This window comes from Shewanella sp. Shew256, assembly GCF_002196695.1.
Classification (GTDB): Bacteria; Pseudomonadota; Gammaproteobacteria; order Enterobacterales; family Shewanellaceae; genus Shewanella; species Shewanella mangrovisoli.
This window is the reverse complement of record NZ_NAJR01000011.1, coordinates 45,153-64,152: the sequence shown is the minus strand read 5'-3', so window position 1 is coordinate 64,152 and position 19,000 is coordinate 45,153. Positions and strand designations below refer to the sequence as shown.

Here is a 19,000-nt window from a genome sequence, read left to right as displayed (position 1 = left end):
GGTTCGGAGCCATCCGAACCCTGCTTCCTCTTTGCCTTCCCAATCTATCGATATGAGGACTCGCTATGTCTACACGACAATGGCTGTGGTCATTACGCTTGGGTGCCGTGGCTTTGCTACTCAGCTTTTCTGCAACGAGTGCCGAACCCGCTCAGCAAATCAACAGTGATGCTTGCATGAAGTGTCATAAGCGTAATGGTCAAATGTTAGGGCATCACGGCCAGGATGCCATGAAAATGACCTGTTCAAGTTGTCATGGTGAAAAGGGTGATCACCCTAAGAAACCGAATGATTTAGTGGTATTTGGATTAGAAGATGCGTCCGATACCGCAGCCCAGTTGAAAGTATGCCGAAAATGCCATACTCCCGCCAAGCTCAGTGCCCAAGAATGGACGCATAATGTGCATGCGCAAAAAGTGGCTTGTGCCGCTTGCCATAAATTACATAGCCCCACCGATCCTATGGCAGAGATGACGCCTAAGGTTCGCAGTGAGCTGTGCCGTAATTGTCATACAGGCCAGCAGGAGTAAGGTTATGGAAAATTCAAAAAGAAGATTTCTCAAAGGGACATGCGCCCTGTTGGCCGGTGCTTCGGGAGCGACCTTACTCGCGACTGTCAGTGCTTCGAACGAGGCGAAGGCCGAACCCAGCGTGAAGTATGCGCTGATCCACGATGAGACTAAGTGCATAGGTTGCAAGGCCTGTGAGGTCGCCTGCCGTGAAACCAACCAGGTGCCAGAGGGAGTTTCTCGGCTGAAGATAGAGCAAACTGGGCCCTACGGAGAATATCCTAATCAGTTTTATCACTTCAGTCGTAAGTCTTGCCAGCACTGTGAGGATGCGCCTTGTGTCAATGTTTGCCCGACTGGTGCCGCCTTTATCGATAAAGAGACCGGCATAGTGTCGGTGGATGCGTGGAAGTGTGTGGGCTGCCAGTATTGTATCGCAGCCTGCCCTTACAAAATTCGCTTTATCAATCCCGTTACCCACGCCGCGGACAAGTGTGATTTTTGCCGTGAAACCAATCTTGCCCAAGGTAAACAGCCCGCCTGCGTCGCGGCTTGTCCGACTAAGGCATTGGTGTTTGGCAACTTAAAGGATCCCACTTCACAGGTGGTGCAAGTGCTGAAGGCGAACCCGACCCAAAGGGCTAAGGTCGACCTAGGAACGCGGCCAAAACTGTTCCGTATCGTGGCCAAATCAGGGGAGGTAGCAATATGAGTGCCCTACATTTTGATACGCTAGTATGGCATTGGCCGATTGCGATTTACCTGTTTTTAGCAGGTGCATCGGCTGGCGCTATGTTCTTTGCGGTGTTACTTAAACATTTTGTGTTAAAGCATAACGCCTACCAGTCTGGTTTTGTGCAGGCGGCCTGTATTGTGGCGCCTGTGGCGGTGATGGCGGGTTTGGGCATCTTGGTATTGGACTTAACTAAGCCCTTCGATTTTTGGAAGATCTTAGTCTTCTATAATCCCAAGTCTGTGATGTCGATGGGGGTGCTTATTCTACTGATTTACCAAGTCTTTATGTTTATGTGGATTGGCCTGTTATTCCGTAAACCTATCGATGCTTGGTGTGAGAATCGCTTCCCCATAGTGCTTAAGTTCACCGCTTGGTTGAGCCGTTTCGAGGCAACGATTACTGGCTTGTTGGTGATCTTCTCCCTTGCGCTTGGAGCCTATACCGGCTTTTTGCTGTCGGCCTTACCCGGCTATCCGATGTTGAAAAACCCCGTGTTGCCACTGCTGTTTTTGGCTTCGGGATTGTCATCGGGCGCCGCATCTTCTCTGCTGGGTGGTGTGCTGCTTAATGCGAATCCCAATGCCAAGGAAGTGCACTTTATCCACAAGGTTGAGATCCCACTGATTTTGGTAGAGATAGTGCTGATTTTCACCTTCTTTATGGGGCTCGTCTTGTCTGGAGGTCAGAGTAAGTTTGCCGCCTTCAATGCGATAGGTTATGGCTTCTGGGGATGGATCTTCTGGATTGGCATTGTCGGGCTGGGATTGTCTGGCCCATTGGCGATGAACCTGTTTATGACGGCCACTTCAAAACGTAAGTGGGCCTATGTGGCAGGCACAGCATGCTTAAGCCTCATTGGTGTGCTACTGCTGCGTAACTTTATTCTCTACACGGGGCAAATGACGGTCGTTTAATTGGGCACGGTTCGCCCAAGGTTATAGATAATAAGGAATTACGGTGAATGGCGAAGCGGTGTCTAAGGAATACACCGTGAGCCAACCCCTTTAATGACGCTGGCTGAGTGGTTAAAGGTGTGTTGTCTTGTCGCGATTTGCTGTCACAGGGAGGTTATTGGGAAGGGAAGCCATATTTTTACATTTAGGTATTGTTTGCCCTGCCTCCACAAGGGCCTCGCCACCTTTATTCCTTAGGGGTGGCGTTTCTTGTTTGGGGGCAAAGCATGTTTATTCACCCGCGTTATTTATCCACTCGCTCATCACCACATGGGTTTTAATTTTAATGATGTCCGTGTGGGTATCGATATATTCACGAATTTCATGCAAGCGGCGCATCGACGGGGCGTGCACATACACCAGTAAATCCATATCGCCAGAGATACCGCGACAAGTGATCACCTCGGGGATAGCATGGAACACATGCACCACATCGGCGCAGCGCGGGCATTTATGCTGGATTTCGAAATAAGCCGATACTCCTTCCTTTTGCGATTCGCTCAGCAAAACCTGATAGCCGCGGATCACCCCAGTTTGCTCGAGTTTTTTAATCCGCTCGGCAACCGCACTACGGGAAAGGTTAACCTGCTCAGCGATACTGGAGACACTCTGGCGTGCATCTTGTCGCAGGCTGTGGATGATGGCGGTATCAAACTTATCCAACTTGAGCTCCGATAAAAACGGGTTGTAAAAAAGCGCGAGGCACATCGCCAAGGCAGGCTAATATCAGTTAAACACCCTGCGCTGGGGCTGCGCCGTCATTTTGCCGGAAATATGCATTTTTGCCGTCATTTTGCCGGTGTTTGCCATGAAGAACACTGAGATTGACGGCAGATTGCGGCGTAAAATCTCACTATACTGACGGCTTCAAAACCACTGAATTTTAACAGATGAACTCACATAGCGGAACTATAGGACGTTGGCAAGGCGCAGGCTTGATGGCCACCACTTTGCTGGGCACAGGGGTGTTTATTCTCCCGCAAATGACAATCGACAAAGCCCAAGCTGGCGCGCTTATCGCGTGGTCACTCCTGACCTTGGCCATTATTCCGGTGGCGCTGATTTTTGGCCGACTGGCGAGCGTCTTTCCCCATGCAGCGGGTCCTGCATATTTTGTCGAAAAGGCCTTTGGTCGCACTGCTGGCCGTACTATTGGGCTGATTTTTTTGCTGGTGGTGCCCATGGGCGCGCCGGCCGCGATTTTGATGACCTTCCAATTTGTGAATGCACTCATTCCCCTCGATGGCTGGCCTAAGGTTGGCGCCGAGGTATTAGTGATTTTCGGCTTATTTCTACTCAATCTGCGTGGCATTCAAGTCTCGGCCAAACTGCAATTTGGCTTAACCCTTTGTATTGTAGCGATTGTGGTGCTGTTATTCGGGGCGAGCAGTGTGCAACCCGGGCACTTAACCTCATTAGCTAGCTATGGCACGCCAGAAATCCCCACCATTATGATTGCCGCAGGTATCGCCTTTTGGAGTTTCTTGGGGATTGAGGCCATGACTCACCTCGCCGATGATTTCCGCCGTCCACAGCAGGATATGATCCCTGCGATGATGATGGGCACTGTGCTGGTGGGCATTATTTATGTGGCCTGTACCTTGATTTTACTGTTAGTGCCGACCGATAAAAGCGTGGCCATGATCGGCGTGTTCGATGCGCTCTTGGGCGGCTATGGCGCACAAGTGATTGGTGTGCTGGGGATTGCCAGCGGTCTTGCCACAGTTAACGTGTATGCCGCCAGTGCCGCGCGTCTTATCTGGAGCTTTAGTAACGAAGGTATTTTGCCGCGCTGCTTTGCGGTAAAAAATCGTCACGGTGTGCCAATCCGTGCCTTGGCGGCGTTACTCAGCGTGATGGCGAGTGTGATAGTGCTGACCCACACCACGGGCCAAGAGCTCGAACATTTGATTGCCTGGAGTAATGGAGTGTTCGTGGTGATCTACTTAATGGCGATGTTAGCTGCGGCTAAGTTATTGCCCCGCAGCAACTTACCCTTAGTGGTATTAGGCTGTGGCTTCTGCCTAGCGTTAGGTATCGCGCTTGGGGCAAGCATGGCCTATGTGCTGGTATTGATTTTGTTTGTGGCGCCATTCCTGTGGTGGCAGAAGACGCATATCAGTCGCAAACAGAGCTTAGCGATAAATAAAGCGTCCTAGTGGCCGAAGTGCTGAACTATCACTGAATGACAGACCAGAACGCCAACCATAGCGCGTTCTGGTCTCTTGCCTTAAATCTTCTGATCCAGTTTAAAGTCGAGCTGCACCTGTTGATTCATCTGTGGCACGGCCTTGCCCGAGTCAAACTTAGGCTTGTATTTCCAGTTTTGCACCGCCGACAACGCCGCCTTATCAAACACCCGCTTCGGGTTGGCATCGAGCACGCGCACATTGCTAACAGTACCATCCGCCGTAATATCAAATCCCACGACTACATAACCTTCCTTACCATTTTGTGCCGCATCAATAGGATAGCGAGGGGACACTTGCACCACAGGTAAGGCTTCTGCAGTCATTGCCGATTGAGTAAAGAGTGTGGTTTGGGTTGGCATTTCAGGGGGAAAAGTCTGAGTATTGAAATCGACGAGCTGATTGCTCTCACCCTGAGCGGTAACGCGCTCCCTTGCCGGAATGGGTTTAGGTGGCTCAGGTTTACGGCTTTCCTTCGGCGGAATTGGCGTTCGCTCCGTCATCAAAATAGTGATCTGCGGCGCATCGCTCGCTTGTCCGCTCAAGGGCTGCGGATTATGGATAAGTTGCGCCATAAACACGAACAAACCTAAGGTGATCAGTGCGCTAACAAGGATAATACCTGTGCGATTAACGAGTGCATTTTGGCCCATAGTGCTTCCTTACAATGGATGAACAAGATTTAATCTATATCACTCATTACTAAAATGTAGAAACATTTATTTACAAATAAGCATAATTGTTGAACGATTTTTCAGGGACTGGAATGGCATAAAGTACGAGCCCATCGTGTTATCGAACGGATTTGTGGGGGATTGCTGTCTGTTTTAAAAGCCGTTTGAAGGCAGACGAAAGTTGCAGACGCCATTGATATACGGCGATATCTTTGCAAGCGAGGCGAAGTTCTGTGTTCTATATTTTGATCATTCACGTCGAAGGAGAATAAATATGGATTCTGCTGCGCTACTGAGTCGAGTCGATGACTTACCCCGTTTACCTAAAGCCATCAGTGAACTGCTTGAAGTGGTTAACGATGATAATGCCACGGTCAAAAATATTGCGACTAAGGTGTCCCACGATCCCTTGATCAGCGCTAAGGTGCTGAGACTGGCCAATTGCGCCCACTATGGCCACAGCCGTGAGGTGGGCAGTATTGACGAAGCCGTGGTACGCCTTGGCATGCAGACGCTGCGGACGTTAGTCCTAGCGTCGGCGGTGATGGGGTCAGTACCTAAATGCCAAGGGGTCGACCTCGCGCAGTTTTGGGGACAAACCTTTGAAATTGCACTCTATTGCCAAGAGATGGCCAAACGTTGTGGAGTGCAGCCCGATGAGGCCTTTACCTGCGGTATCCTTCACCGGATTGGTGACTTACTGATCGCGGCGATTTCCCCCGAAGATGCCGAGAAGATTACTGAAGCCGTCGCTCAGGGCAAAGATAAACATGCGTTTGAACGTGAACTGCTCGGCTATGACTCGCCCGATATAGGCGCCCTGTTGGCCAAAAACTGGAAATTCACCCCCGCGCTGGTGCAGGGCATTCTGTATCAGGATCATCCCAAGGATTCGAATCCGTTTTCTAAATTGGCCGCCTTGCTGTGCCTCGCCTATAAAGTGCTGGAGGAGTGGGACAGCATAGACGATGACGATAAAACCAGTTGGTTATCGCAATTAGCGACCAAGAAGGGCTTAAAGATGGAAATGGGGGGATTGCGAGCCAAATTAACTGAGCTTAGAGGCGCAGGATTCGAAATAGGTAAGGCCCTTGCTTAAGACTGTTTGACCCGCAAACGGCAATTTAAAACGTTAAACTCAAAGCATGAATTGCACACTGCGATTCATGCTTTTTTATTGGGCGCTTTTAGTGTGCCGCTTGGGTCGCTTCGATAGCCTGATTACGCATCTGGATAAGTTCGCTGTGCTTGAGGTACAGCAAATCGGCGGTGCGGCGAATGATTTGATCTTCGTACTGGGAGAGTTGTCCATCGGCATAGGCTAATTGCCACATAGCTAACAGCAATTGCTGTTTTTGCTCCAAGCTAAATTCGGCATTAATGGTATTAGTAAACTCAAATAACGAGGTAGCATTACCTTGGGCTTTTTTCGCTTCTTCAATCAGTTCATTGGCTTCCTGCACTGGCATCGATAATGTCTCTGTCAGCAAGGTCGGCAGTAACGCCATTTCTTCTGCCGCGAGGGTTTCATCGGCAAATACCACTTCGAGCAACATACTCGCCGCCGCCAACTTGAGCTGGTGGGCTTTCTCCTCGGGGGAGATGGCCTGAGTGTGGGATTGAAGGAATCGTTTCAGCTTAGCAATCATAAAAGGGCACTGCTCTGGCAAGAAGGGATAACTAAATAGAGTGATTTACGGCGCTAAAGTTCACCCTAAACCATGGGCTTAGGGTGAAAGCGAGGATTACAGCAGGGAATTTAGGCCCTTCATCAGGAGATCTGAGCTGCCTTCGGCGCCATTTGTCTCAAGGTAAGACTTGGCGATATTGATCATCGGCATGGCCAAATCTTTAGAAATACCCAATTTTTCAAAGGCATCTAACACCATAGCACTGCCTTGAAGGGAAGAGCCAATATTACCCGCCTTAGACAATAAGCCTGAAACGCCCGAGTTAGCGTCAAGCTTTGGCGCTGCGGCTAATAGGCTGTCGGCATTCGGAATGCTGGCGGCTAATTTGGTGTAATCATTCGAAACTAGGCTAGACTGGGCTAGGCCTAATAGGCTGCCTAAACCGCCTTCGGCTTGGTTTTGGCTTAAACCGAGTTGCGACATCACGCTACCGACTAACTCGTTGGATTGAGTCGCGGTGCCTGTGGCTACTTTTTCCGTTTTTGCTTGTGTTCCTGCGAGGTTATCTAACCAGCCTGCACTGGCGGGAGCCGCTAAAAGCGTGGCGCTGATCAGGATTGAGAGAGTGAGAGTATGTTTCATGAGTGGCATCCTTTGAGGGTTTGCGCGCAATAAAGGGCCACAGTGTAACGGCTTTGCGACTTTTGTTGCAGTCCTTTTCTGTGATTTACGGTTCACTCAAGTGATTTGTGTTGTGCATTGGGGCGGGATTTTGGGTATCCTTAGCGGCAATTCACGGTGTTAATTTACTTCAATTATTTTGGAAAGGCGCATGTCACTATCCGCAATTTTGACCGAAGCTTATAACTTTTTCCGTAATCATCTCACTCAGCTTGCCATGCTGACAGTGCCATTGCTGTTAGTGCAGGTGGGGATCCAGCTGTGGCTAGGCACAGAGATGAGCAAAGTCGATCTGGAAAACCCGCAGTTTGGCGCGCCGCATATGATCGCCATGATGCTACTGCTGCTGATTTTTTCGGTGCTGATCGCCGCATTAACGCTGTTTTTAGAGCTGAGATCCCAAGGGCATAATCCCTCGACGGGAATGGTATTGAAGGCCAGCTTACCCTTTGTACCACCCCTGCTGCTGGCTGGCGTGTTTTCGGGACTGGCGATTTTAGCGCCTGTAATGCTATTTGCTGCGTTTGGCCCACTGTGGTTAGTCGGCCTCGTCATCAGTTTCTATCTATTTGCGCGACTCGCCTATGTGAACTTTATGGTGGTAGTTGAACGTTTAACACCACTGGAAGCGATTAAGGCAAGCTTTAGCTTCAGTGGTCCTATCGTACTGAAAACCATCGCTTTATTGATGCTTTATCTGCCGCTTTCTGTAGTGGGTGCTCAGCTCTCTGGCGCAGCTTCTCTGGGCGGTTTGCCTGTGCAAATGCTGGCGGATACCTTGATGGCATTTATCGGTTTATTCGTGAACTTAGCGCTGTTCCGCCTGTATATGGTGACTAAACAGCCTACCGCTGAATAATATCAACCGAGTACATTCGAGCTGAGGTAAGGATTTATGGGAACAGGGGCTGAGTTACTGGATAGCGAATTTATCCAAGGGTTTTCGGCCTCTCTCCTCGATGATTACCTCAACGCCAAAAACTATGTGCAGGATGTGCCCACTCAGTCATTGCTGCATATCCGCAGTTTTACCCACAGGCTGACCGAACTGCTCGGTCAGGATAAAGCCGTCAGCTTCACCAGTCCTAACCTCTATGACCGTATCGAGCTGTTAAACCAAAAGCGGCTGATCGATGTGAAGACGACACGAGCTTTACATCGTCTGCGTGGCGATGGCAACCGTGGTGCCCACCCTGAAAAATACCATTTAACCCAAGAGCAGTTGCTCGCCTTGGCCCAAAAGGCCATCAAGGATGTGTTGGCCTTAATTGAGCACTTATATCCTAAGGTGATTGGGCGAGCGGCTCCCGCTTATCGTTACCAAGCCAGTGACGCCGTAACCATCAAAGATCTCTGTTACCGCGCGGTGATGGAAGACGACCCTAAGGCACAATATCTTGTAGGGATCTCTTTTAAAACCAAAGCATTAATGCTTAAAGAGCAAGAGCTTGCCTTGGTTGATCAATCCTATGGTAATGAAGATGAAAATGGCCCAGCGGTAAAGGAAGTGGCGCAAAAAGCCAGTGATACCTTTGCTAAAGCCGCCTATTGGTTTGCCCTTGCGGCGCCAAAACACGCCGATGCCCTCTATGAACATGGGGTTGGGCTTATCCATGGCTATCAAGGACAGGCCGATGCCATTCACGGCGAAGCTGCAATTGCCAAGGCTGCTGAGGCGGGTGTAGTCAATGCGATGGCGTTACTCGGGTATTTTTATCTGGTGGGCAGCGAATCATTTAAGCCAGATTTAGTGCAGGCAAAGCACTATTTACAACTGGCGGCCGAGGGTGAACAGACCGAAGCCATGGCGAATTTAGGAGTGCTCTATTATCAGACCAAAGATCTGACTCAAGCCTATCATTTTATTAATAAAGCGGCGCAAGCGGGTTATCCCCATGCCCAGTACCATTTAGCCTTAATGCTAGCCAACGGCGATGGTTGTCAGCGCGATCCTATCGTGAGTGAGTATTGGATGGCCGAAGCGGCCGAGCAAGGTCAGCTGGATGCAATGCTTACCCGCGCGCAGCACATGCTAAACGACGAAAGTGGTTTGGGTGGCGATGTGAGTCAGGCGGAGCGTTATCTACGTGAAGTGATTAAATATGGTCACAGCGTGCCAGCCATGATTGAACTGAGCATGGCACTCGCGGACGGTATTTTAGGGCGTATCGATGTGGTGGGCTCTGCGGCGCTGCTCAACCTCGCGCGCCGTCATGCTAATGCCAAAGAGGCCGAGATCATCGAGCCCCTGTGGCAATCACTCGCATTGCAAGTTGATACTGTGCTGGAGATGACCCAAGATCCCGGCGAGATTCAAACCCTTAAGCGCGCAAAAACCTTACTAAGCGCTTAGTACTATTTCTCATCCTGTTGATGTTCAAAGGTGCGACCAGTGTAGTGCTCTGCATGGGTTTCACGCACCACATTGGTGGAACGATAAAACTCAGTCTCTTGGCTCGCCGCTTCCTGCGCTTGTGCCTGGGCACGATTAAACTTACTCACTTGGCGCGCCACGTAAATGCGGCTAAATAACACTAAGCAGCCGAGCGCAATGGCGCCAAATAAAAGCACAAAAGGCAATAAAAACAGTGATAAACAGATTAGGCTGACACTAACAGCCATGGCTAACCAAGCCCGTGCTCCTGAAATGCGTGGCTGAAATGGGCTCTGTTGAAATTGTTGATAGATCATAAGAACTCCTAATCAAAATGGGCGAGGCGTAAGGTAAATCATCTAAGGATTTGCCAACTTGGCGTCATCGAGAGGCCTCTTCCCAATGCTATGGAGAGTCAGTGTGCAATAAATAAACGGATTGGGTCACGTTAATTTGGGTTAATTTACGTTGTTTTACGTCTAGAAGCTTGCATTGTTGTGTAATCTGAGGTGTCTGTGATCTTTTGGTTATCATTAGGTTTTTAATGATTTTGATAAAGTTATCTTTATGTTTTTGCTTAATTATTTATTAATTTGATGATAAGTGATTCTTTGTTTGTTGTGCAAGATGTGCGAAAATTTAACCGATATTTTGATTGGTTATGGCTAAATCTGTAAATTTATTACATTGAGTGATGACCATTCGTCCAATACCTTCCTTCAGTGCTGTGTAAATCGTAGATACCAAAATGAACTCATATTCACTTAAACAAAAGATCCTGATTTCGGTCGTGATCGCCTTGTCCCTCGTGATCAGCTTGCTATCTTGGCAAAGCTACTCCAGTCAAAAATCATTGTTATTGCAAAATAGCCTAGAGCAGGTTCAGCGCTTGGGTGAACAACAGGCCGAGCGCATTCAAGAATGGCTGGCTGGACGCCAAGATATCGTAGGCGCATTGGCCTCTAAGGTGGAAGGTAACAGTTTAAGTGCATTGCAACAGGCGCAGGTCTCAGGGCGATTTCAGCTGACTTATTATGGTACCGAGACAGGACAGATGTTAGACTCAGATCCAAGTATCGACCGTACGGGTTACGATCCGAGAACGCGTCCTTGGTATAAACAGGCGATGAATGAGCGCGGTTTAATCCTGACTAAACCCTATGTCGACGTGGCCTATAACGTGTTAGTGGTCACTATGGCGCAGGCCACTTCTCAAGGTGTGGTAGGTGGTGATCTCTCGATTGCGAGCTTAGTCGAGAGCGTGAATCGTATGACGCTCCCCGCCAATGGCTATGCGATCATGATGCACAAAGACGGCACCGTGATTGCTTACAAAGATGCCTCTAAGGCGATGAAGCCTGTCGGCCAAATCGACAACGACCTCAATCATGACTTGCCGCAGCAGAGCCGCCAAGCGGGCGCCTTGCTACCCATGTATTTTGAGAATGAGGGCCGCGACAAGTTAGTCTGGGGCGTCGATATTCCCAATACCGATTGGGAGCTGGTGATTGTGCTGGATAAGGAGACCCTAGAGGCACCTCTGACCGATCTTCTGTTGACGCAATTTGGACTTTCCGCCGTAGTGTTACTCCTGAGCGTATTGGCGATTTCGTGGTTGGTGAATCTACTATTAGGTCCACTCTGGCGCGTGTCACAGGCGCTGGCACGTATTGCCGACGGCAATGGTGATTTAACTCAACGCATTGAGGTCGATACTCAGGATGAAGTGGGTGTGTTGGCCGATAGCTTTAACCGTTTTGTCGGCAGCCAGCATCAACTTATCAGCCATATTCGTCAGTTAGCTAGCGAGCTAGATGCGGATGCTGAGCGCAGTCTTAAAACCAATCATATTGCCGTGGCAGAGTTGCAACGTCAGCAGCAGGAAGTGGCCATGGTGGCAACGGCGGTGACCGAAATGGCGAGCGCGACCAATGAAATTGCCGCTAATGCGGAAAACACTGCGACAGCGGCGCAGCAGTCGGCCGCGAGCAGCTTCCAAGGCAAAGAGCTGGTCAATAAAACCCGCAGTTCGATCAACTCCTTGGCCGATGAAGTCGCTCAGGCAACGGACGTGATTGAAGATTTAAGTCGCCATGCCCAGTCTATTTCCAGCATTTTAGCGACAATTCAAGGGATTGCGGAACAGACTAACCTATTAGCGCTGAACGCGGCGATTGAAGCCGCCCGCGCGGGCGAACAGGGTCGCGGTTTTGCGGTGGTCGCCGATGAGGTGCGGGTATTGTCGCGTCGGACGCAGGATTCGACCCAAGAAGTACATGCGACCATTGAAACCTTGCAACGCACCACAGCTAAAGCGGTGAGTTTGATGGAAAGCAGTCAAATGCTTGCGGGCAACAGCGTGGAAGATGCAAATGCTGCCGCGAAGGCGCTGGAGGAAATCACCCAAGCCGTGAATGTGATTTCGGATATGGCAGGGCAAATTGCCACCGCCGCCGAAGAGCAAACACAAGTTACGGGGGAGATCACCCAAAATACCGTGGCGATCAAGGACGTGACTGACGAAATCACCGAGGCCGCGAAATCGGATCTGACCCAAGCCCAAGGATTAAAGGCGCGTGCGAACGATCTCAATGCTCAGGTAGCGACCTTTATTCTGTAAGTGTGTTGAGTTTAATCGGCCCAGGGTACGCTGGTACCCTGGGCTTTTTTATTGCTTTTATCTTAGGGTTGCATAAGCTTTTCAACACTTTGGCAGATGGTATCGCGCATCCATTTATGCCCTTGGTCTTCATCGTTGCGCTGATGCCAGAGCAGCACATAGGCCATAGGGATAAATTCAAAGGGTAGAGGTAACAGCCTTAGTGGATACAGCTTGCATGCGTGCAGTGCAAAGCTCGATGGTAAGGTAAAAATCAAATCACTGTGGGCACAGATGCTAGCTGCGCCATAAAAATCGGGCACAGTCGTGCTGATTTTGCGCCTGTGGCCAAGGTCGGCCAGAAAGTAATCCAGCGCCCACCAATCACTCCCTTCACAGCGCACCTGCACATGCGCCATATCCAAATACAAATTTAAATCCCACTGGGGCGAGGTGAGTGCGGTCATCAAAGGATGATCTTGGCGCACCAAACACACTTGCCTGTCGGTAAACAGGGTTTGGCAGCTAATGCCATCTGGGAGTCTGTCCGTTTGCGAGTCTGACAGCGGGTGTAGATCCCGCCCAGAGATCCCAAAGTCAATTTGCCCCTGCTGCAAATCGTGCATCGATTTCTCGGTCCACACATAGGAGTCGAGCTTCAGGTTCGGCGCAGTGCTTAATAATGGGCCGATAAAATAGGGAATTAAGGTTTCGTAGGCGCTTTCAACCATGGCAAAGGAAAACTGCCTGTTACTGCTGGCCGGTGTAAACGTCGGCGGCTGAGTGAGTTGATATAAGTCCTGCAAAATATTCGGCAACTTGAGCCCGATATTGAGCGCATGCGCCGTGGGTTTTAGGCCATGGGCAGTGCGTTGGAACAGGGGATCATCTAAGGTTTCTCGCAGGCGATTCAAGCTCTTGCTCAACGCGGATTGGCTAATATGTAATCGACTCGCTGCGCGGGTGACACTCTGTTCTTCGAGCAAAACCTTCAATATCACCAGTAGGTTGAGATCGATTCTGGCTAAGTTGTCGAGATTCATAGATATTCCTCAGAGGAAATTCACTTTGGAAATTATACCATTTCTGTTCATACCTTGAGTTATTTAAAATAGCGCCCACTGAAATACCTTTTACTGTTTAACCGAGATAAGTTTTATGCGGCGCAATCTGTTACCTATTTTGATGTCTTTGGTGCTACTCAGCCCATTGGCGATTGATATTTATCTACCTTCTATGCCAACCATGGCGGCAGAGTTCGCCGTGTCTGCCAGTGAAGTACAGTCCACATTAGTACTGTTTTTATTTGCTATGGGTGTGGGTCAAATTTTGATTGGCCCCTTAGCCGACCGTTACGGACGTCGACCCGTGGCCCTTTTTGGCGTGTTGCTCTACGGCGCGAGCAGTTTACTTGCTGCCGCTGCGATTGAATTCCATTGGTTACAACTTGCCCGTGTGCTGCAAGGGTTAGCGGCCTGTTCAACCTCGATTGTGGTCTTTAGCGCGGTGCGTGACTGTTATTCGCCCAAGGAAGGCGCCCGTATCTACAGCTACTTAAATGGGGCTATCTGCGTGATCCCCGCACTGGCGCCCACCCTTGGCGGGCTATTAGCCATGCAATTTGGCTGGCGCTCGACCTTTGTGTTTATGACCTTATACGCGATTTTGATGATGCTCTTGGTGGGCTATCGTTTACCCGAAACCCGTCCGGCCAATACCGTGAGCAGTGGTCCCTTGTACCGCTGGAGCCGTTATAAGCCTGTGCTGAGCAATACCCATTTCTTGTTCTATGCCTTTGCCTGTATGTCGGCAATGGCAGCGATTTTAAGTTATGTGTCTTACTCTCCCGTGTGGCTTATCGGCCATTTAGGCGTGTCAGAGTTGGCTTTTAGTGGGTTGTTTGGCTTGAATGCTTTGGTCAATATTGTGGCCTGTTTTGCCGCGCCAGTGGTGATCCGCAAGTTAGGTAACCGTCCAACCGCCATCCTTGCCTTATTGTTACTGGTGCTTTCGGCGGTATTGATTATTGCAGCTCAAGCCTTTGGCCCAAGTGTGGGTATAGCTGCCGCCTTTGCCTTTATGTTGCCTATGATGTTGTTGTGTATTGGTTTTGCTTTCTTATTAGGCCCAGCGACCAGCATGGCACTGTCTGCCTTTGGCGAGCGCGCAGGCACTGCAACGGCGATGTTAGGTTTTATTCAGATGAGTGGCGCGTCAGTCATTGCTGGCCTAGTACAGCAAACTAGCCTGACTGCCCCCTATGCGGTGGCGTTAGTGATGGGCGTATTTTCTGTTGGATTACTTTCGATGATGGCATTAAGCCGCTTCGACCACTGGCACCAAGAGCAATTCGCCGCCGAGCATTAATACGCCCTAAACGGCTAATCAAAGAAACACCCTTTGCCCGTAGCTTATTTGACCATAGCTACGGGCATTTTTTTAGAAGCGACCGTTGATACCTAGGCTTAAAAATACACCATCTTCATCGGGCTCGAAGGATTTAGATACACGGGCAATGGCGCTGAATGAGTCAGTGAGTCGCCAGTGATATGCCGTACTAATGCCATAGGGATCGGTATCTTCTTGAACGCTATAGTTAGCACCCACTGACCAAGCGCGGGTGAGATACCAATCTGCGGACAGCATGAGTGCAGTGGTATTGTTGCTATCGCTCATATCTGCACCATAGGGGGTATTTTTCAAGCTGTAATCAGATTCGCTAAAAAAGAGTTGTGCGGTTAAATCGACACCTGCAGTGGTTTGCAATGGCAGAAAACTGCGGATCCCAAGGTTAAAGGTATCAAGGTCGGCACTCGCTTTGGCGCCGAAGCCAATATCTTGGTCTTGGTTGGTACTGCTATAACCTAAGTACACACTCGAGGTGGAATTGAAGTAATAGCCGACTGAGGCGCCATAGGTATCACTGTCAAATAAGTCTGCACTAAGATTTTGATAATTTGCGCCTATAAACCATTTCGAGGCAAACACGTATTGGCCATTTACCCCATAAGCATCTAAATCCCCTTCGAAACCCGCATAGTTAGCACCAATATTTGATGTTTGTGCTAAAAAGCCGCTCAGTGCATAGGGAGCAGTATCTTGGCTAACGGGAACAAAGTAATAACGATAATTAGTATTCCATGTACCGTCATCGAATGCTTCACTTGAGCCTACATACTCTAGTGATGCATCGTGTTGATAGGGGTTATCTGTTGCGGCTAAGGTTGTGGTGCTGGTAAGGGCAAATAGCAGCGCGAGATTAAGTCGATTAATGAGCATTGCAGTTCCTTTTGTTATTAATGACGAATAACTACCTCACCATGGAGAGGCGTTATCAGCCGTTGCGTCCTAGTGAGCGAAAGATACACTTTGTTAACAAGATGTCAATAATGCTTTTGATTCAACAACTAAACAGAATGTCATGCCATGCGAGGTGAACTGCTATACTGCAGGATAAACGTTTTATAGAGATTTTGTTTTGAGCCGCCACTATTGCCCTCATTGTCGTTATCCCCTTACAGCTTGCCTCTGTGCCCATGTGCAACCCATACAGCCGCAAACGCAGCTAGTGATATTGCAACATCCCTCCGAAGTCGAGCATAAAAAGAATAGCGTCAAGGTGTTAAGTCTAGTTATCCCTAACACCCAAGTGTATGTAGGCGAGACGGAAGCGGATTTTGCCTTATTGCGTGAACAATTGATGGATTGTGGGCGCTCTGTCTATCTTGTGTATCCCTCTGAGCAGAGTGTGAGTGTCGAACAACAGAGGCTTAACACCGATAGTGTACTGTTGTTGATCGATGGCACCTGGCGCAAAGCCTTTAAAATCTTGCAACTCAATCCATGGTTGGCTCAATTGCCAGCGGTGCACTTGGCCGAAGGTTATGCCTCGAGATACAAGATCCGCAAATCGAGCCGCAGTGATAGTTTGTCAACCTTAGAAGCGAGTGCTTATATGCTAAAAGCCCTCGAACCGGATTTAGATGTGTCGCCTTTACTGAATGCCTTCGACGCTATGGTGGAGCTGCGCATTCGGGCCATGCCACTTGAGGTGAGGCTGCGTTATCAGAACGGAAAGTAAGTGTTTTTAAATTCTTACGTTTTTGAGACCCCGTACGAATTAAAATAGTTAAAATCTTATTCAGATCACGCTAACGTAACGTAAAACAAGGTTTAATAATGAGGATTCATTTGCGCTGCAAATGATGAGATAGCTTTGCCAGCCAATTGCTTTGCAGGGGAGTGATTCCATACTTTATGGTGTGCTGGCAGGGCTATCGAGCCAATGATTCACCTTGAAACATCCACTCGATAAACCAATCAATTCTTACCGTGTTGCCGCTCAACCTTAAGCGATACACCTCTCGGCTAAAAAGGCTTGGGTAAACTGCTCAACTGAACTGGGGTAGCCAAACAAAAAGCCTTGCGCAAAACCTTGTCCCATATGGGTAATGATGTCTTTTTGCTGCTGCGTTTCAATGCCTTCTGCCACAAAGTGAATATCGAGAGCCTGTGCTAATTGCACTATGGCATGGCAAAGTTTTTGCCCGGAGGCATCGTGTAAACGCAGGGCAAATTCAGCATCAATTTTCACGCTGTCTATTGGTAAAGTGCCTAAGCGACTCAGTGACGAGAGGCCCGTGCCAAAGTCATCAATCGCGATACCGACACCTAAGGCTTTAATGCGCTCAAGGGTCTGGCGAGCCAACTCGGGTTGACGTAACAGTGCTGACTCGGTGATTTCTAAAATCAGTGCTTCAGCGGGCAGGGCGACCATTTCTAGGGCGCTAATTACTTGACCGACAAAATCCACATGCTCCAGCTGCAAGGGAGACACATTGACCGACACTTTAAAATCAGGCTGATAACTTGCGCGCCATATGGCGGCCTGTTTACAGGCTTGCTCAAGTGCCCATTGCCCAATGGTGATGATGAGCCCGGTTTCCTCGAGTAAAGGGACGAACTCGGCCGCTTCATAATGTTCATTTGGGGATTTTTGCCAGCGCAACAGCGCCTCGGCACCTATGGGCTTATTGGTGTGCAAATCCACAATCGCTTGATAGGCAAGATTGAACTGTTTGAGACTATGGGCATGCCTTAGATTATTGATAAGTTTTAATTTAAGCTCGGCGGCTTGGCTCATCGCTTTATCATAAAAGACTAAGTGTGGCTGATTTTTCTTAGCGCTGTACATAGCGGTATCGGCCAAGCTAATCAGCTGTCCGGCTTGATCACTGTGGGTTGGGAACAGCGCGATACCAATACTGGTACCGAGGAAGAACTTTTGCCCTTCGATTTCAAATGGACTGTCGAATAGACTCAGTATTTGCTCGGCAAATAATTGAATTTCTTCCTTACAGCTGCATTCCTGTAGTACTAAGGTAAACTCATCGCCCCCCATACGGGCGATATCAGCCTTCTCAATGCAGCCCGCTTCTAAACGCGCGGCCACCAGTTGTAACACCCTGTCCCCCATGGAATGACCAAAGCTGTCATTGATGTTCTTAAAACCATTGAGGTCTAAAAACATCAGTGCGCCGAGGGTGGAAGGATCATCCTTCAGTTTATCGAGGGCACTATTGAGTATTTGCTTGAGATGATAACGGTTCGGCAACCCCGTTAATGTGTCGTACATAGCGCGGGTGGTGAGCTGCGTTTCGAGCAGTTTTTTGGTGCTGATATCGCTGAAAATATTCACATGATACAGGGCATTATCATCGGTCTCGATTCGGCGACTGCTCTGCCATGCGGGAAAGTGGCTCCCGTCAGATCGCTGTTTAAGCGTCTCGCCATGCCAAAATCCCCGAAGTTTCATGGCGGCTTGGCAATCGGTTTCTTGCCCTGGAGGCAGGAGTTTAGCCTCTAAAAACTCAGGGGTTTTACCGATCAATTGCTCCGCACTGTAACCGCAGATACGGCACATAGCCTTGTTTACGGCCAATATGCGATTATCAGCATCGGTGATGTAAACGGCCTCGGCACTCTCCTCGAGTGTGGTCGCCATAATCTCCCGTGGGATATGGGCAAAGCCATCGGAGATCGACGGCCGAACTTGAGTTCGACGGTTGAGGGCTTGTAGCTCAACGAGCACTACGGCTTGTTGCTGTAAATAACAAGGGTAGAGTCTTACCTTGGTGGGGAGTTCTTTACCCTGTTGGCTCAGGTGGAGCCAACTAAATTCGACATGGTTCCCCGATGCCGCCTCAATAATCATTTCCCGTGCAAATTCAACGCTATTGCGTCCAGAGGATTGGATCCTAGGTGAAAAGTCATAGGGCGTGGTATTCACTAAGGCATCGTATTCGGTACCAAAGTAATCGAGGGTGGCGCTATTTGCGCTAATAAAACTAAAGCCTTGGATCAGGGCGAGGGGAGTCTGGTACGGATCGGCTTGCCAGCATGACAGCTTATCTTGCAATACAGGGTCATCTGTACTGAGTTTATTGAGCAAGTGTTGCCATCTGATCATTTAGGATACTCCCTTGTGACGCAAATTAAGGTCACATCCTATAGCTAGGTACTTCGTTTATAACGAAATTAATTCAAATAGTACATCATTCCAGCGAGGTTAAAATAAACCTAATCGAGGTTTTGCTCAAATAACAACTAAAAACTGACAGTCTAAGATAGCTGATTTTCAGCGTCTTACACGAA

Annotated in this window: 18 protein-coding genes; 10 read left to right on the top strand and 8 right to left on the bottom strand. The window is 49.1% G+C overall.

All coding sequences use genetic code 11. The annotated features are described in order from the left end of the window. Positions 1–65 precede the first annotated feature (65 nt). The 3 genes from B5P39_RS17820 to nrfD are packed head-to-tail and all read left to right on the top strand — an operon-like array spanning position 66 to position 2,159. Positions 66–530 (top strand): nitrite reductase, encoded by a 465-nt coding sequence (locus B5P39_RS17820; protein WP_088212477.1) that lies wholly within the window; start codon positions 66–68, stop codon positions 528–530. Positions 531–534: 4 nt separating this feature from the next. Further along, a complete protein-coding gene (locus B5P39_RS17815; protein ID WP_088212476.1) occupies positions 535–1,221 on the top strand; it encodes a 4Fe-4S dicluster domain-containing protein in 687 nt (228 codons plus the stop codon). Next, positions 1,218–2,159 carry a cytochrome c nitrite reductase subunit NrfD gene (gene nrfD / locus B5P39_RS17810; RefSeq protein WP_088212475.1) on the top strand — a complete coding sequence of 314 codons (942 nt, stop codon included), beginning with the start codon at positions 1,218–1,220 and terminating at the stop codon, positions 2,157–2,159. The genes B5P39_RS17815 and nrfD overlap by 4 nt, the downstream gene beginning before the upstream one ends. A 270-nt stretch (positions 2,160–2,429) precedes the next feature. Here nrfD and B5P39_RS17805 read toward each other — a convergent pair whose 3' ends face one another. Continuing rightward, positions 2,430–2,861, bottom strand: a complete 432-nt coding sequence (locus B5P39_RS17805; RefSeq protein ID WP_011624482.1) for an Lrp/AsnC family transcriptional regulator — start codon at positions 2,859–2,861, stop codon at positions 2,430–2,432. Between the two features lie 227 nt (positions 2,862–3,088). Here B5P39_RS17805 and yjeH point away from each other — a divergent pair, with 227 nt between their 5' ends. Then, positions 3,089–4,357 carry an L-methionine/branched-chain amino acid transporter gene (gene yjeH, locus B5P39_RS17800; protein ID WP_088212474.1) on the top strand — a complete coding sequence of 423 codons (1,269 nt, stop codon included), beginning with the start codon at positions 3,089–3,091 and terminating at the stop codon, positions 4,355–4,357. A gap of 71 nt (positions 4,358–4,428) precedes the next feature. Here yjeH and B5P39_RS17795 read toward each other — a convergent pair whose 3' ends face one another. Further along, complete coding sequence (locus B5P39_RS17795) at positions 4,429–5,040, bottom strand: energy transducer TonB (protein WP_011718677.1); 612 nt, start codon at positions 5,038–5,040, stop codon at positions 4,429–4,431. A gap of 295 nt (positions 5,041–5,335) precedes the next feature. On the opposite strand from B5P39_RS17795, the gene B5P39_RS17790 reads away from it, so the two are divergent. Further along, positions 5,336–6,160, top strand: coding sequence for an HDOD domain-containing protein (locus B5P39_RS17790; protein ID WP_011718676.1), 825 nt, complete (start codon positions 5,336–5,338; stop codon positions 6,158–6,160). Positions 6,161–6,248: 88 nt separating this feature from the next. On the opposite strand, the gene B5P39_RS17785 is transcribed toward B5P39_RS17790, so the two are convergent. Both B5P39_RS17785 and B5P39_RS17780 read right to left on the bottom strand, forming a co-directional pair. Continuing rightward, positions 6,249–6,710 carry a TerB family tellurite resistance protein gene (locus B5P39_RS17785; RefSeq protein WP_088212473.1) on the bottom strand — a complete coding sequence of 154 codons (462 nt, stop codon included), beginning with the start codon at positions 6,708–6,710 and terminating at the stop codon, positions 6,249–6,251. A 96-nt stretch (positions 6,711–6,806) separates the two neighbouring features. Then, entirely contained in the window at positions 6,807–7,334 is a 528-nt protein-coding gene (locus tag B5P39_RS17780) for a DUF2780 domain-containing protein (RefSeq protein WP_088212472.1), read from the bottom strand. A 190-nt stretch (positions 7,335–7,524) separates the two neighbouring features. Here B5P39_RS17780 and B5P39_RS17775 point away from each other — a divergent pair, with 190 nt between their 5' ends. Beyond that, positions 7,525–8,232 (top strand): hypothetical protein, encoded by a 708-nt coding sequence (locus B5P39_RS17775; protein WP_011718673.1) that lies wholly within the window; start codon positions 7,525–7,527, stop codon positions 8,230–8,232. Positions 8,233–8,268: 36 nt separating this feature from the next. Next, positions 8,269–9,726: a DUF4145 domain-containing protein gene (locus B5P39_RS17770; RefSeq protein ID WP_088212471.1), complete on the top strand. Its 1,458-nt coding sequence runs from the start codon at positions 8,269–8,271 to the stop codon at positions 9,724–9,726. A gap of 2 nt (positions 9,727–9,728) precedes the next feature. On the opposite strand, the gene B5P39_RS17765 is transcribed toward B5P39_RS17770, so the two are convergent. Further along, the gene (locus B5P39_RS17765; RefSeq protein ID WP_088212470.1) at positions 9,729–10,064 is read right to left on the bottom strand and encodes a hypothetical protein; all 336 of its coding nucleotides are present in this window, start codon (positions 10,062–10,064) and stop codon (positions 9,729–9,731) included. Between the two features lie 431 nt (positions 10,065–10,495). Here B5P39_RS17765 and B5P39_RS17760 point away from each other — a divergent pair, with 431 nt between their 5' ends. Further along, positions 10,496–12,367: a methyl-accepting chemotaxis protein gene (locus B5P39_RS17760; RefSeq protein WP_088212469.1), complete on the top strand. Its 1,872-nt coding sequence runs from the start codon at positions 10,496–10,498 to the stop codon at positions 12,365–12,367. Positions 12,368–12,429: 62 nt separating this feature from the next. On the opposite strand, the gene B5P39_RS17755 is transcribed toward B5P39_RS17760, so the two are convergent. Then, the gene (locus B5P39_RS17755) at positions 12,430–13,389 is read right to left on the bottom strand and encodes a LysR family transcriptional regulator (protein WP_088212468.1); all 960 of its coding nucleotides are present in this window, start codon (positions 13,387–13,389) and stop codon (positions 12,430–12,432) included. 115 nt (positions 13,390–13,504) lie between these two features. On the opposite strand from B5P39_RS17755, the gene B5P39_RS17750 reads away from it, so the two are divergent. Continuing rightward, entirely contained in the window at positions 13,505–14,713 is a 1,209-nt protein-coding gene (locus B5P39_RS17750; protein WP_088212467.1) for a multidrug effflux MFS transporter, read from the top strand. A gap of 72 nt (positions 14,714–14,785) precedes the next feature. On the opposite strand, the gene B5P39_RS17745 is transcribed toward B5P39_RS17750, so the two are convergent. Further along, positions 14,786–15,625: a putative porin gene (locus B5P39_RS17745; RefSeq protein WP_088212466.1), complete on the bottom strand. Its 840-nt coding sequence runs from the start codon at positions 15,623–15,625 to the stop codon at positions 14,786–14,788. A gap of 199 nt (positions 15,626–15,824) precedes the next feature. Here B5P39_RS17745 and B5P39_RS17740 point away from each other — a divergent pair, with 199 nt between their 5' ends. Further along, complete coding sequence (locus B5P39_RS17740; protein ID WP_088212465.1) at positions 15,825–16,427, top strand: tRNA-uridine aminocarboxypropyltransferase; 603 nt, start codon at positions 15,825–15,827, stop codon at positions 16,425–16,427. Between the two features lie 267 nt (positions 16,428–16,694). Here the strand turns inward: B5P39_RS17740 and B5P39_RS17735 are convergent, their stop codons facing one another. Next, a complete protein-coding gene (locus B5P39_RS17735) occupies positions 16,695–18,815 on the bottom strand; it encodes a putative bifunctional diguanylate cyclase/phosphodiesterase (RefSeq protein WP_086903548.1) in 2,121 nt (706 codons plus the stop codon). Between the last annotated feature and the right edge of the window lie 185 nt (positions 18,816–19,000).